Source organism: Hydrogenimonas cancrithermarum, from assembly GCF_030296055.1.
GTDB lineage: Bacteria > Campylobacterota > Campylobacteria > Campylobacterales > Hydrogenimonadaceae > Hydrogenimonas > Hydrogenimonas cancrithermarum.
The window spans coordinates 1,530,693-1,545,397 of sequence record NZ_AP027370.1 but is presented as its reverse complement, the minus strand read 5'-3'; the positions used below and the strand labels follow the sequence as shown (position 1 = coordinate 1,545,397).

Below are 14,705 nucleotides of genomic sequence, written 5' to 3'. Positions count from 1 at the left end.
GAGTTGCGAGCGATTCTGGAAGGTCGATTCGCTTCCTCTCATTCAAACTTAAAATAAAAAGCCGCTGTGCGGCTATCTTGGCATTCTCCATTTTCAATTCTCCATTTTCCATCGAAAAATTACATTCCCAGATTCTGTTTGATGTACTCTCCAAACGCTTCGTTGCGTTTGAGGATGTTGGCCAGATCGGCATTGGTCTGGTACCCAAGGAGTATCTCTATCGGGGTCGAAGGGTTGGAGGCAAGCGCCATCATTATCTCTTTGTCACGGATTTTGGAAAAATTCTTCAGATGACTTTGCGGTGTCGAAGGGTTCGCGGCGAGCGCGGTGTAAACCCCTTTATCCCGAATGCGCGTCAGACGCTCCAGCATTTTCGGATCGACCGATGGGTTGCCGGCCAGCCTCCTGAGTACCGAGAGCTTCTCTCTCTTCTCCAGCGCTTCGTAGACGCTTTGCGCAAGCGATTCATTGGCAGCCAACGCCGCCAAAAGGTTTTCATCTCCCGTCTCGATCAGCTTCAACGCCGTCACCTCATCCATATGAAGATTACCCCCGATCGCCTGAAGCCGTTTTTCGTCGGCCCCTTCCAATTGCGTCACGATCGCCTCCCATCCAATCGGCTGGCTTTGCAAAAAGGCATTTCTCACCACGTCGTTGCCCGCCTTCAAAAACGCCTCGTAGAGCTCCTTTGAAAGATTTGGATTGCGCGCCAATCCCTCATGCACCCAGCACGCGCTCGACTGCATGAGCTCTTTCTGCTTCGTTTCGGGAAGATTGGGATGTCGCGCCACAAATCCCCGTTTTCGAAGGTCACCTCCATTGTAGAATCGATCCAGCAATCCTTTGGGCAAATTCGGATTGATCAGAAGCGACTCGTGCAGCGTACGCGGCATCCATACATCCTGGCTGCGCTGGGTGATTTCGTAGTCCGGTATCTGTGCCATCGCTTCGAGCAACTCTCTGTTGTCACTTTGTGCCGCCACCAAAAAGGGGCCGACCGGCGAGTACTGGATGTTGTGGTTGCGCTCGATGTCGGGATAGAAGCGTGCCACGAGCGAGCCGGCGACATCGCGGTTTTCGTCGCTCTCGAACGGCCCTTTTCCCTCCCAGTCGTAAAGTTTGAGGATCTCACAAAAAAGTTCGTCACCGATCGCACGGTTATGCAGCAGGTCGATGATACGTTCCCGGTTGGCAAAAAGTTTCAGACTCCCGAGCAACGCATCACGATCGATGCTGCTTGCATAATACTTCTCCAGTTTTTCAAGTTCGATAACCGGAATACCTGTTTTATACTTTTCATCGCAGTACGCCTCTTCCACCGGATTGATCAGCCGCCCCTGCACGATCAGAGCGATTGGCTCGTCATTTTCGTCTACGGCCCTCGAAGCTCCAACCTGATCGAGGAAGAGTTCGATATCCTCTTCGCTCATCGTGCGGGTCTTTCCCAAAAAGAGGATCTTTTTCCCCTGCACACCCTCCATTATCTGTGCCAAATCCATCATCTCTCCAATACTTTCAAAACTTTATGCCTCTTTCACGAACCATCCATTACACTTGATGAAAATTTATCGAGCATCAAGGATTTTCATGAATTACGCGATCACACCCATTCCGGGCCCCGGCATCAAACCGCCCGTCACCAAACCCGATCCGGCATTTTTGCAAACGATCGGCGAAGCGGGCATGCGCTCACTCATCAGCCGCTTCTACGATCTTTTGGTTCAAAGTAAAATCAAACATCTCTTTCCGGATAAACCGGATGAACTGGAAGAGGCCAAACGCAACAGTGCCGACTTCTTCATCCAGATCTGCGGCGGCCACCCCTACTTCAACGAACGACGCGGCGCTCCGATGATGGGGAAACGACATCAACCCTTCGCCATCGATGCCAGGGCCCGCGTCATTTGGCTGCAGCAGTTCGCACTGGCCCTTGAACCGGTCGAAGCTCCCGAACATCTCAAACAGGGTTTCTGGCGATATCTCGATATCTTCTCGGCCTGGATGATCAACCGCTAAAAGGGGTTGGCCATCTTCTCTTCAAGCCATTTATGTGCCCGTTTCCGCCCGAGTTTTCGGGCATAATCGGTCGCACCCATCCCTATTTCATCCACGGCGTAGAGATCGGCGCCCCGTGAAAGCAGCATCTCCATCATATCGATATAGTCGAAACAGGCTGCCAGCATCAGCGTCGTCATCCCGCTCTTTCGAGATGTGACGGCAGGGTCGATCCCGCACTCGATGAAAAGTTCCGCCAGATCGATTCTGTTGCGCTCGACTGCTTCGTCCAGAAGGCTTACGCCTTCATCCGTCTTCCACTCGATGTTCGCTCCGGCATTCAAAAGAAGCTCTACCATCTCCTTCGAAGCACCTTTTTTAATGGCGATCAGCAGAAGCGGCATCTCTTCCTCGTTCACTACCGTGACATCGGCACCAGCGTCGAGAAGCTGTTTCACACGGACAATTTCGTCGTTTTCGACCGCTTCGATCAGGTCATGTTCTATTTGTTTGTTACTCATGATGAGATTATAGCAATTTAATGGCGTCGAGAGATAAAAAGAAAGAATAACATGGCCGCTTAAGGTGGTGACCCCGGCGCGATTCGAACGCGCGGCCTTCGGATTAGGAATCCGATGCTCTATCCAGCTGAGCTACGAGGTCGGATGATAGTGTTGAGTGTTGAGTACTGAGTGTTGAGTAGAAGATAAAAAGCGGAGCGTTTTCCGCAACTTTTAGTTTTTAGTTTTTCATTTTTCACTAAAAAACCGGGGAAGTCCCCGGTTTTTCGATTAGCCGTTGCGTTTTTTGATGATCTCTTCGGCAACGTTTTTCGGAACCTCTTCATAGTGGTCGAACTCCATTGCGTACGTGCCCCGTCCCTGTGTTGCGGAGCGGAGATCTGTCGAATATCCGAACATCTCTGCAAGCGGAACGAATGCGTTGACGATCTTGTTTCCGTGGCGGTCTTCCATGCTGTTGATCTGTCCGCGGCGGCGGTTCAGGTCGCCGATGACATCACCCATATACTCTTCGGGAACTTCGACTTCGACCTTCATAATCGGCTCGAGGATAACGGGGTTGGCTTTTCTCGCACCCTCTTTGAAGCCCATGGAACCCGCGAGTTTGAACGCCATTTCAGACGAGTCGACATCGTGGTAGCTACCGTCATAAAGCGTTACTTTGACATCTTCGACCGGATAACCGGCGAGAACACCGTTTTGAAGAGCTTCCTGGACACCTTTGTCGACTGCAGGGATAAATTCTCTCGGTACGACACCGCCCTTGATCGCATCGACGAATTCATATCCGCTTCCCGGCTCCATCGGCTCGAGTTTCAAGAAGACGTGGCCATACTGACCGCGACCACCGGACTGCTTCGCATATTTGTACTCCTGCTCGACCGGCATTTTGATGGTTTCGCGGTAAGCAACCTGCGGCTGTCCGACTTCCGCTTCGACTTTGAATTCGCGCATCATACGGTCGACGATGATCTCGAGGTGAAGCTCACCCATACCGGAGATGATCGTCTGTCCGCTCTCTTCGTCGGTGTGGACACGGAAGCTCGGGTCTTCCTCCGCCAGTTTCTGAAGCGCGATCGACATCTTCTCCTGGTCCGCTTTCGTTTTCGGCTCGACGGCGACGGAGATAACAGGATCGGGGAACTCCATACGCTCGAGGATCACTTTCTCTTTCTCGTCGCAAAGCGTATCGCCTGTAAGTGTCGACTTCAGACCGACACATGCGCCGATTTCACCTGCGTAGAGCTCTTTGATCTCTTCACGTTTGTTGGAGTGCATCTTAAGCAAACGTCCGACACGCTCCTTCTTGCTCTTGGTCGAGTTGTAGACATAGCTGCCCGCTTCGATGATGCCGCGATAGACACGGATGAATGTCAGCTGACCGACAAACGGGTCTGTCATAACTTTGAACGCCAATGCCGCGAACGGGCCGTTGTCCGTCGCTTCAATGCTGACAGGGTTGCCATCCAAGTCTTCCGCATGGATAGACTTGACTTCTGTCGGAGCCGGCAAATAATCGACAACCGCATCGAGCATCGGCTGAACGCCTTTGTTTTTGAATGCGGTACCGCAGAGCATAGGAATCATCGTCATTTCGAGCGTTGCCTGCTTGATACCTTTTTTGATCTCCTCTTCGGTCAGCTCTTCACCGCCGAAGTATTTTTCCATCAATGCTTCATCCGTTTCAGCGACTGCTTCGATCAGTTTCTCGCGGTATTCGTTCGCTTTTTCGACGAGATCTTCCGGAATATCGGTCACTTCGAACTTCTGTCCGTAACCTTCATCTTCCCAGATGATCGCTTTCATCGTAACAAGGTCTACAACGCCCTGGAAATCATCTTCGGCACCGATTGGAATCTGAATCGGCACGGCATTGGATTTCAGCCGCTCTTTGATCTGTCGCTCCACTTCGAAGAAATCTGCACCGACACGGTCCATCTTGTTGACGAATGCCATACGCGGAACACCGTATTTGTTGGCCTGGCGCCATACGGTTTCAGACTGGGGCTGAACGCCGCCGACGGCACAGAAGACTGCAACCGCGCCATCGAGAACACGCATGGATCGTTCGACTTCGATCGTGAAGTCGACGTGGCCGGGGGTGTCGATAATGTTGATCTGGTGGTTCTTCCAGAAACATGTCGTCGCAGCGGAGGTAATCGTGATACCGCGCTCCTGCTCCTGCTCCATCCAGTCCATCGTCGCCGCACCTTCGTGCACTTCTCCGATTTTGTGAGAGAGTCCCGTATAGAAGAGGATACGCTCAGTGGTTGTTGTTTTACCGGCATCGATGTGCGCAGCGATACCGATGTTTCGTACACGTTCAATTGGTGTTTTTCGTGCCATCGTTGTTTCCTTTTAGCATTGGTAAAATTTGGGGTGATTATAGCAAATTGCAGTTTAAAAAAGACCAAGCAGGCGTAACCTGCTCGGTGTGGGTAGACAAGTAAAGGTCTGAGTCGCTTACCATCGGTAGTGTGCGAACGCTTTGTTCGCCTCTGCCATTTTGTAGGTATCTTCTTTTTTCTTGTATGCCGAACCGCGTTTTTCGCTTGCTTCGATCAGTTCATTCGCAAGGCGTGCAGCCATGGTGCGTTCGTTGCGCTTTCGTGCAGCGTCGATAATCCATCGGATCGCGAGTGCCTGCTGGCGAACCGGACGAACTTCGATCGGCACTTGGTAAGTCGCACCACCGACGCGTCGGCTCTTGACTTCCATCAATGGTTTGACGTTTTCGATCGCTTCATCAAAAACTTCGATCCCTTTTTTGCCGGTCTTCTCTTCGGCGATCTTCAAAGCACTGTACATTACTGTTTCTGCAACGGATTTTTTGCCGTCAAGCATAATTCCGTTGATAAACTTGGTGACCACTTTAGAGTTGTAAATCGGGTCAGGCATCACTTCACGAACCGGTGCTCGTCGTCTTCTCATTATATGTTCCTCTTGTTATCTTGAATTATTTAGGGCGTTTGGTACCGTATTTGGAGCGTGATACGCGGCGATTCGCAACACCGGCAGTATCGAGCGCACCACGGACGATATGGTACTTAACACCCGGAAGGTCTTTTACACGGCCGCCGCGAACCAGCACGATGCTGTGTTCTTGGAGGTTGTGTCCCTCTCCCGGGATATAGCTGATCACTTCGAAACCGCTTGTCAGACGGACTTTCGCAACTTTACGAAGGGCCGAGTTCGGTTTCTTCGGTGTTGTTGTGTAGACACGTGTACAAACGCCGCGTCGTTGCGGACACTTGACCAATGCCGGAGACTTAGATTTTTTGATGACCTTTTTGCGTTCTCTACGAACCAATTGGTTGATGGTAGGCACTCAAATTCCTTTCTTGTTGATAGTATTCTCAAAATTGATGGCAAATCATAGCCAAACAAATATTATATTTAACTTAAATTAAGTATCTTTTAATTTTTATCCGTGCAATGGGCAGAAGTGGATTTCAATCCACTCCTCTTTCCAACTTCACTTTGTCCTGCCTGTAAAGGCCTGTTCCCACGGGAATGAGTCGTCCAATGATGACGTTCTCTTTCAGGTCTTCAAGCGGATCGATCTTCGCAGAGATACTCGCTTCGGTCAGAACCTTCGTCGTATCCTGGAAAGATGCCGCCGAAATGAAACTGTCGGAACTGACAGCCGCACGCGTAATACCGACAAGAACAGGTTCGGCGATGGCCGGCTCGCCGCCCAACTTCATAATGCGCTCGTTCTCTTCCGTAAACTGCCGTCTGCTCACAAGATCGCCCGCGATAAATTTCGTGTTCCCACTGTCGACGATACGCACCTGGCGAAGCATCTGCGAGTAGATGATCTCGATATGCTTGTCGGAGATATTGACCCCCTGGCGTCGGTAGACTTGCTGAATCTCGCTGACCATATAGTAGTGCAGCGCTTTTTCACCGAGAATTCTGAGAATATCGTGGCTGGAAACCGTACCGTCGGTCAGTTTCTCACCCGCATGGACGAATTCGCCGTTGTGAACGAGAATCTGCCGGTTCTTGTCGACAAGGTATTCGCTGGTCTGGCCATTTTCATCCGTGATGATGATGCGTTCCTTGCCGCGAAGCGGTTTTCCGAACGCCACGACTCCGTCGATCTCGGCAATGAGCGCCGGATCTTTCGGACGACGCGCTTCGAATAGTTCGCTGACCCGAGGAAGACCCCCGGTAATGTCGCGCGATTTCGCGACCGCTTTCGGCGTCTTCGCGATAATGTCCGCGATATGCACGTCCTGGCCATCCTGGATGTAGATCGCCGTTTTCGGCTCCATCGTATAGCGGATAATATCGCCGTTCTCCGTTGCCAGGACGATTGCAGGCTTGTACCCAGGCGGTGTATACTCGTTGATCTCGAGACGTGTCTGTCCGGTAATTTCGTCGAACTGCTCGCTCGCCGTAATCCCCGGAATGATATCTTCGAACGTCACCTTTCCGTTCGCTTCTGCGATGATCGGATCGGTATAAGGGTCCCACTCGGCGATGATCGTATGTTCGGTGCTCACCGGCTCCGCGATAACGGTATCGGCCGTCACTTTCTCGTCGTCACCTACCTTGATGATCGAACCGCGTGCGATATAGTGGCGATTCGCTTCGCGCCCTTCGTCATCCGCAACGACGGCGAAAAGGCCTTTCTCTTCCACTTTGTCACCGACATTCACGCCTGTGTATCGCTCGAGGTAGTCACCTTTAAGCTGGAAGTATTTGAGTGTTCCGTTTTCACCCGCTTTGATCGTCTGCGTCACTGGTGCGCCATCTTTTACGCGTAGTTCCGCCGCATACGGAATACGATTCGGGACATTCCAGCCGTCTTTTATCACCTCGACGATCGAATCGTGCTCCTCGACTTTCGTTCCGCTGGCATGCGGAAGATAGAATTTTCCTTCGATCTTGCCGCTGACACCCGCGAGTTCATTCGGCTTGGCAACGTCGCTCTTGCGCAGTGCGTAACGGACCTTTTCGTCGCCATTCTTGAGCGTCAGGATCACCTCTTCATGAATCGTCTGAACCGTCAACTCTCCGCTGAAAGGGGCTTTGATTTTCGGCTCGACCAGAAGGATACCGGCATTTCGACGGTTGGCTACCAGAAGTTTGCCTTCACGACTCGAGTAGGTCTTCAGGTTATAGTAGCGAATGAAGCCCTCTTTGGTTGCAATCGCCTGACGCTCCGCCTTCTCGCTCGATGCCGTACCACCGATGTGGAAGGTTCGAAGCGTCAGCTGCGTACCCGGCTCCCCAATCGACTGAGCCGCGATGATACCGATCGCTTCGCCCACCTTGACATGTTTTCCTTCACCCATGTTGAGACCGTAACATTTCGAGCAGACACCGTTCGGTGCTTTACATGTGATCGGCGTACGGATCGTAACGGCACGGACACCTGCATCTTTGATAAGCTGCGCTTTTTCATCGTCGATCAACGTTCCCTCGGAGATCAGAATTTCATTGCTGATCGGATCGATGACGTCGTCGGCAAGGACACGGCCGTGGACACGGTCTTCGAGTGGCTCGATCATCTCGGAACCGATCGTGATGTCGGTAATTTCGACACCTTCGTGCGTTCCACAATCCTCCATCGTGACCTTGACGTTCTGCGCGACGTCGATCAGTTTACGGGTCAGGTAACCGGCATTCGCCGTTTTGAGCGCCGTATCCGCGAGACCTTTACGCGCACCGTGGGTCGAAATGAAGTATTCCAGAACGTTCAGACCCTCTTTAAAGTTCGAGACGATCGGCGTTTCGATAATCGATCCGTCCGGTTTCGCCATAAGTCCGCGCATACCTGCGAGCTGGCGAATCTGTGCGGCAGAACCACGTGCCCCGGAGTCGGCCATCATAAAGATCGAGTTGAAGCCATCTTTGTCTTCACGGATCAGTTTCATCATCTCTTCTGCGACGGCGTTGTTCGTGTCGGTCCAGACGTCGACGATCTTGTTGTAGCGCTCCTGCTCCGTCAAAAGTCCCGCACTGTACTGCTGCTGAATTTCACGGACACGCTTCTTCGCATCGTCGACCAGTTTGTACTTCGCATCCGGAATACGGATATCGTCGGCGGAGATCGAAATCCCTGCCATCGTCGCATATTTGAAACCGAGGTCCTTGAGATTGTCGAGGAACTCCGCCGTAATCTCGAGGCCGCCGAATTTGTAGACATGGTCGATAAGCAACCCGATATCTTTCTTCTTCAACACTTTGTTCCACATATGCTCGGGAACGAAGTCAGGAAGAATCGACTTGAGGATCAGGCGGCCCGCCGTCGTATAGACAACGCGGCCATCGACCATCGTGCGGACACGTGCATTGATGTCGAGGTGCTCGCCATCGAGTGCCGTAAGGACCTCTTTGACGTTGGCGAAGAGCTTGTTGGAGCCCTTGACATCCTTACGCTCGAGCGAAAGATAATAGAGTCCCAGGACCATATCCTGGCTCGGAACCGTGATCGCCTTGCCGCTTGCAGGCAGCAGGATGTTCATGGAGCTGAGCATCAAGAGTTTACACTCGGCGATCGCCTCCTGACCAAGCGGTACGTGGACCGCCATCTGGTCGCCGTCGAAGTCGGCGTTGAAGGCCGCACAGACGAGTGGATGGAGCTGAATCGCTTTCCCATCGATCAGAACCGGATGGAAGGCCTGGATCGAGAGTTTGTGCAGTGTCGGCGCACGGTTGAGCATAACGGGATACTCGTCGACAATCTCCTGCAGACACTCCCATACTTCGTTCGTCTTCTGCTCGATCATATTTTTTGCGGCTTTGAGCGTCGTCGCATAACCCTTCTCTTCGAGTTTCGCAAGAAGATGCGGTTTGAAGAGTTCGAGCGCCATGTTTTTCGGCAGACCGCACTGGTCCATACGAAGATTCGGGCCGACGACAATAACAGAACGTCCCGAGAAATCGACACGTTTACCCAGAAGGTTCTGTCGGAAACGTCCCTGTTTACCCTTGATCACTTCGCTGAGCGATTTGAGCGGTCGTTTGTTGGCGCCTTTGACGGCATTGCCACGGCGGCCATTGTCGAAGAGTGCATCGACCGACTCCTGGAGCATGCGCTTTTCGTTTCGGATAATGATCTCCGGCGCATCGAGCTCCATCAGGCGCTTGAGTCGCTGGTTGCGGTTGATAACCCGGCGATAGAGATCGTTGACGTCCGAAACAGCGAACTTGCCGCCATCGAGCGCGACGAGCGGGCGAAGATCCGGAGGTAGAACCGGCAGAACGTCGAGCATCATCCACTCGGGACGGTTGTTGGAGTTCAGAAACGATTCGATCACTTTGAGACGCTTAACAAAGGTTTTTCGCTTCGCTTCGCTTCCGGTTTTTTCGACCTCTTCTTTCAGAGTATGGAAGAGTTCGGCGAGATCGAGATCCGACAGAAGACGCTTGATGACCTCTCCGCCCATCTCCGCATGGAATCCGCTGTCGCCAAAGCGCTGGAAAAGTGACTGGAACTGCTCTTCGTTGAGAATGTCGTATTTCAGAACGGGTGCTTTCCCCTCGTTGTCATAACTCGCTTCGCCCGGATTTTCGACAATGTACGCTTCATAGTAGAGTACACGCTCGAGATCTTTCATTTTAACGCCAAGAAGCGTCCCAATACGGCTTGGCAGCGAATTGACATACCAGATATGCGCGACCGGAGTGACCAGATCGATGTGGCCCATACGGTAACGGCGAACTTTCGACGTTGTAACCTCGACGCCACATTTTTCGCATACGACACCTTTGTAGCGCATCTTCTTGTACTTTCCGCAGAGACATTCATAATCCCTGACAGGACCGAAAATCTTCGCACAGAAGAGGCCGTCGCGCTCGGGTTTCAGTGTTCGGTAGTTGATCGTTTCGGGCTTTTTGACTTCACCGTAGCTCCAGGAGAGAATCTTCTCCGGAGATGCCAGTCTGAGCTGAATCGCCTTGATATCTTTCGGACGATTCTCTTCCGTTACTTCAATTGGAACCAGTTTCTTCATTCTCTTCTTCCTCATCTAAAAGCTCTACATCAAGTGCGAGTGACTGAAGTTCTTTGGTAAGAACAAACAGTGTTTCAGGGATACCTGCCGGCGGTACGTTTTCGCCACGCGTAATCGCTTTGTAGGCGCGTACACGTCCTTCGACATCATCCGATTTGATCGTCAGCATCTCTTTCAATACATTGGCCGCACCGTACGCTTCAAGCGCCCAGACCTCCATCTCTCCGAACCGCTGTCCGCCGAAGAGCGCTTTACCGCCGACCGGCTGCTGGGTAACGAGGCTGTATGGCCCGGTGGAGCGGGCGTGCATTTTCTCATCGACCAGGTGGTGAAGTTTGAGCATGTACATGTATCCAACGTTGACACGCTCTTTCATGCGCTCACCCGTCTTGCCATCGTAAAGGACACACTTACCGTCACTGTCGATCTTCGCCATCTCGAAGAGTTTCGCAAACTCTTTGGCATCGACACTTTCGAAGACCGGTGTCGCGAAACGGACACCTTTCGCCCAATCACGTGCATATTTGATCAGCTCTTCGTCGTTCAGCTGACTCAGCATCTCTTTGGCGTTCATCAGTTTCGCGACATCCGCGATCTCTTCCATCTTCTTGCGCAGCTCTTTGACGAAGTCCTCTCTCTTCTCGTCGAAGATCGCCTGAATCTGCTGCCCGAGTCGTTTGCCGACCAGGCCGAGATGAACTTCGAGGATCTGCCCGATATTCATACGCGAAGGAACGCCCAGCGGGTTGAGGATGATCTCGACCGGCGTTCCGTCTTCGAGATACGGCATATCCATCTCCGGAACGATATTGGAGACGATACCTTTGTTACCGTGGCGCCCTGCCATCTTGTCACCGACTTTCAGCTTTCGCTTGGTCGCGATATAAACTTTGACAAGCTTTGTGACACCGTTTGGCAGAATGTCGTCTTTTTCGAGGATGTTCAGCTTCTCTTCATGCTCGTCACGAAGTTTTCGTTTCTCTTTCTGGAAGTAGTTCTTCAGCGCTTCGTATTTGTGCTGAATCTCTTCACTGAAGTGCTTCGCAATCGCATTGAGCGCGAAGCGGTTGACACCTTCGAGCACCTCTTTGCCGATTTTTTCGCCCGCTTTGAAAGTTTTGCCATCGATCTCGACATCGCTTTCAAGAACCGCATTGCCGAGCAGTGAATAGATGCGCAGCATCTCTTCGCGGTCGACCATCAGAAGCTTGTCGTGATGTTCACGGTCGAGTTCCGCTTTCTCCTCTTCATAGGCACGGATCGCTCGCTGATCTTTCTCGTACCCTTTTTTCGTGAAGATTTTGACGTCGACGACAACACCCTCCATCGAAGGCGGACAGTAGAGAGATTTGTTGACGACATGGCCCGCTTTTTCGCCGAAGATGGCACGAAGAAGCCGCTCTTCCGGCGTCGGCTTCACTTCACCCTTGGGTGAAACTTTTCCGACCATGATCATGCCCGGCTTGATGTATGTACCGATCTTGACGATACCGCTCTCGTCCAGATGGCCGATATCCTCTTCTCGAACGTTCGGAATATCGCGCGTGATCTCCTCGACACCGTGTTTCAGTTCACGCGCCTCTACCTCTTTCTCGTAGATATGGACCGATGTGAACGTATCTTCACGAATCAGTTTTTCACTGACGACGATCGCATCCTCGAAGTTGTAGCCATTCCACGGCATAAAGGCGACCATGATATTCTTACCGATCGCAAGTTCTCCCTGATCCATATTTGGACCATCCGCGATCACCTGTCCCTCATCGACTTTGTCGCCTTTTTTGACGATTGGTGCCTGGGTAAAAGTCGTGTTCTGGTTGGTTCGCATATTTTTCTGCAGCACATAGTGGTCGATAAAGGCGCCATCTTCATCTTCGCCCATGATATAGATGTTTTTGGCGTCGACTTTTTCGACGATGCCCGCACGCTTCGCCTTGATGCTGACCCATGCGTCACGCGCGATCAATTTCTCGACACCCGTACCGACAACCGGAGCATCGGGGATCAAAAGCGGCACACCCTGGCGCTGCATGTTCGATCCCATCAGTGCACGGTTGGCGTCATCGTGCTCGAGGAACGGAATGAGGCTCGCCGCAACACCGACGACCATCAGCGGATTGAGGTCGATATAGTCGACTTCGCTGCGGTCGACAAGCAAAATCTCACCGTCGCGTCGCGCTTCGATCAGATCTTCGACGATATTGCCGTCTTCATCGAGTTTCGTACTCGCAGGCGCGATCGTCAAACCCTCTTCCTGCGTCGCCGTCATGTAAACGATCTCGCTTGTCACTTTGCCCTCGTTGACCTTTTTGTAAGGTGCTTCGATAAAACCGAGATCGTTGACTTTCGAATAGGAAGCCAGTGTATTGATAAGACCGATGTTCTGGCCTTCCGGCGTTTCGATCGGACAGATACGGCCGTAATGGGTCGGATGGACGTCGCGCACTTCGAAGCCCGCGCGCTCTTTGACGAGGCCGCCTTCACCAAGTGCGGAGAGGCGTCGTTTGTGTGTCACTTCCGAAAGTGGGTTGGTCTGGTCCATAAACTGGCTCAGCTGGCCGCTGGTGAAGAACTCCAGAATCGTATTGGTGATCATCTTGGAGTTGATCAGGTCGTGTGGCATCAGCTCGTCGAGATTACCGCTCATCGTACTCATCTTGTCGCGAATCGCTTTCTGCATCTTGATGAGACCCGTCTGAAGCTCGTTTCCGAGCAGTTCACCGATCGCACGGATTCGTCGGTTTCCAAGGTGGTCGCGGTCATCGATATGTCCCTGGCCATTTTTGACACGGATAAGGTACTGGACCGTCTTGATGATATCTTCATCGGTCATAACCGTGACGTACTCGGGAACCTCGACGCCGAGTTTGTGGTTCATCTTCATTCGTCCGACACGCGTGAGGTCGTACCGCTCCGGATCGAAAAAGAGTTGTTTGACAAAAGCTTTCGCCGCGTCTTTGGTCACCGGTTCACCCGGACGCATCACTTTGTAGATACGAATCGCGGAGAGGTCGTTCTCGTCCTCGATCTGCTCTGTCTGCTTCAGAAGCTTTAGGCTTTCCTGATCGGCATGGAAGGCGTTGATAATCGACTGGTCCACGCCGCTGGCGAGATCGTCGGCGATAACGAACTCTTCGACGCCGTTGTCGATGATCTTTTTCAACTTGCCCTCGTCGAGCTGCGTCAACGTGTCGAGCAGAACCTCACCACTCTCCTGGTCGATGATCGGTTCGGCAAGATGACGTTCGATGAGAATATCCACTGGATACTCGACCCACTTGAGGCCATCATCCACAAGTTTTTTCGCACGCTTTGAAGAGAGGCGTTTGCCTGCCGCGATAATGAGATTGCCGTCTTCATCTTTGACGTCGTATTCGAGACGGCCTGCAAAATTTTCCGGCTTGAACGGCATCAGGAACTTGTTGCTCTTGACACGGATGCTCATCAGGGGGTAGAAGAGTTTGAGAATATCCTGTTTCGTATAGCCAAGTGCCCTGAATAGAATGGTTACAGGAATCTTACGGCGTTTGTTGATGCGCACATAGAGGATATCTTTCGCATCGTACTCGAAATAGAGCCAAGAGCCTCGATCGGGAATGATCTGCGCCGTGTAGAGAAGTTTGTTGACTCCGGTAGCGGCTTCCTCTTCTTTAAAGATGACGCCGGGACTTCTGTGAAGCTGGTTTACAACAACACGTTCGACACCGTTGATGATGAATGATGTCCGATCGGTCATTAGCGGGATATCGCGAACGAAAATAGCCTGTTCTTTGATATCTTTGACACCGGTTTTCTCACCTGTCTTGTCGTTGCGTTCCCACAGTGTGAGCCTCACTTTCATTTTCAATGAAACGGCATACGTGAGTCCGCGCTCCATACACTCTCTGACTGTATATTTCGGCTTGGTGATTTCACTGCCGGCATATTCGAGTGTCAGTCGGTTTTGTGGGTCATGGATTGGGAAGATAGATCGGAAAACATGTTCGATACCGCTGTTGGATCGATCTTTTTCATTGATCATCAAAAAGTTGTCGTAACTGCTCTGTTGAAGTTGCAAGAGGTTGGGTACTTCGATCTCCTGGGGAGTTTTCGCAAAATCAACACGTAAGCGGTTTCCTGATTTAAGATTGTTAAGCATGGGCTAAGACCTCATTCAGTAGTGTGTTGCATAGGGAAGTATCAAGGAATGATACGGTAAGTGGCATAAAACCAATAAGTG

General features: G+C 51.8%; 8 protein-coding genes and 1 tRNA gene. 1 reads left to right on the top strand and 8 read right to left on the bottom strand.

The annotated features are described in order from the left end of the window. Window positions 1-119 precede the first annotated feature (119 nt). A complete protein-coding gene (locus QUD54_RS08100) occupies window positions 120-1,502 on the bottom strand; it encodes a hypothetical protein (RefSeq protein WP_286336225.1) in 1,383 nt (460 codons plus the stop codon). Window positions 1,503-1,587: 85 nt separating this feature from the next. Here QUD54_RS08100 and QUD54_RS08095 point away from each other — a divergent pair, with 85 nt between their 5' ends. Continuing rightward, the gene (locus QUD54_RS08095; protein WP_286336224.1) at window positions 1,588-2,016 is read left to right on the top strand and encodes a globin domain-containing protein; all 429 of its coding nucleotides are present in this window, start codon (window positions 1,588-1,590) and stop codon (window positions 2,014-2,016) included. On the opposite strand, the gene QUD54_RS08090 is transcribed toward QUD54_RS08095, so the two are convergent. The 7 genes from QUD54_RS08090 to rpoB all read right to left on the bottom strand — a co-directional run bounded on the left by QUD54_RS08090 (window position 2,013) and on the right by rpoB (window position 14,624). Beyond that, window positions 2,013-2,516: an ankyrin repeat domain-containing protein gene (locus QUD54_RS08090; protein ID WP_286336223.1), complete on the bottom strand. Its 504-nt coding sequence runs from the start codon at window positions 2,514-2,516 to the stop codon at window positions 2,013-2,015. The two genes, QUD54_RS08095 and QUD54_RS08090, sit on opposite strands and share 4 nt — an antisense overlap. A 65-nt stretch (window positions 2,517-2,581) precedes the next feature. Then, window positions 2,582-2,658: transfer RNA gene (locus tag QUD54_RS08085), tRNA-Arg, on the bottom strand. A gap of 128 nt (window positions 2,659-2,786) precedes the next feature. After that, window positions 2,787-4,862, bottom strand: coding sequence for an elongation factor G (gene fusA / locus QUD54_RS08080; RefSeq protein WP_286336222.1), 2,076 nt, complete (start codon window positions 4,860-4,862; stop codon window positions 2,787-2,789). A gap of 117 nt (window positions 4,863-4,979) precedes the next feature. Next, entirely contained in the window at window positions 4,980-5,447 is a 468-nt protein-coding gene (rpsG, locus tag QUD54_RS08075) for a 30S ribosomal protein S7 (protein WP_286336221.1), read from the bottom strand. Window positions 5,448-5,472: 25 nt separating this feature from the next. Then, window positions 5,473-5,844: a 30S ribosomal protein S12 gene (rpsL, locus tag QUD54_RS08070; RefSeq protein ID WP_286336220.1), complete on the bottom strand. Its 372-nt coding sequence runs from the start codon at window positions 5,842-5,844 to the stop codon at window positions 5,473-5,475. A 124-nt stretch (window positions 5,845-5,968) separates the two neighbouring features. Next, window positions 5,969-10,486: a DNA-directed RNA polymerase subunit beta' gene (rpoC, locus tag QUD54_RS08065; RefSeq protein WP_286336219.1), complete on the bottom strand. Its 4,518-nt coding sequence runs from the start codon at window positions 10,484-10,486 to the stop codon at window positions 5,969-5,971. Next, window positions 10,464-14,624, bottom strand: a complete 4,161-nt coding sequence (gene rpoB / locus QUD54_RS08060) for a DNA-directed RNA polymerase subunit beta (RefSeq protein WP_286336218.1) — start codon at window positions 14,622-14,624, stop codon at window positions 10,464-10,466. The genes rpoC and rpoB overlap by 23 nt, the downstream gene beginning before the upstream one ends. Between the last annotated feature and the right edge of the window lie 81 nt (window positions 14,625-14,705).

Bases quoted from the DNA above. Each gene is read 5' to 3' on its own strand.
- QUD54_RS08100 (WP_286336225.1), bottom strand. From the start codon at position 1,502: ATGATGGATTTGGCACAGATAATGGAGGGTGTGCAGGGGAAAAAGATC.
- QUD54_RS08095 (WP_286336224.1), top strand. From the start codon at position 1,588: ATGAATTACGCGATCACACCCATTCCGGGCCCCGGCATCAAACCGCCC.
- QUD54_RS08090 (WP_286336223.1), bottom strand. From the start codon at position 2,516: ATGAGTAACAAACAAATAGAACATGACCTGATCGAAGCGGTCGAAAAC.
- fusA (WP_286336222.1), bottom strand. From the start codon at position 4,862: ATGGCACGAAAAACACCAATTGAACGTGTACGAAACATCGGTATCGCT.
- rpsG (WP_286336221.1), bottom strand. From the start codon at position 5,447: ATGAGAAGACGACGAGCACCGGTTCGTGAAGTGATGCCTGACCCGATT.
- rpoC (WP_286336219.1), bottom strand. From the start codon at position 10,486: ATGAAGAAACTGGTTCCAATTGAAGTAACGGAAGAGAATCGTCCGAAA.
- rpoB (WP_286336218.1), bottom strand. From the start codon at position 14,624: ATGCTTAACAATCTTAAATCAGGAAACCGCTTACGTGTTGATTTTGCG.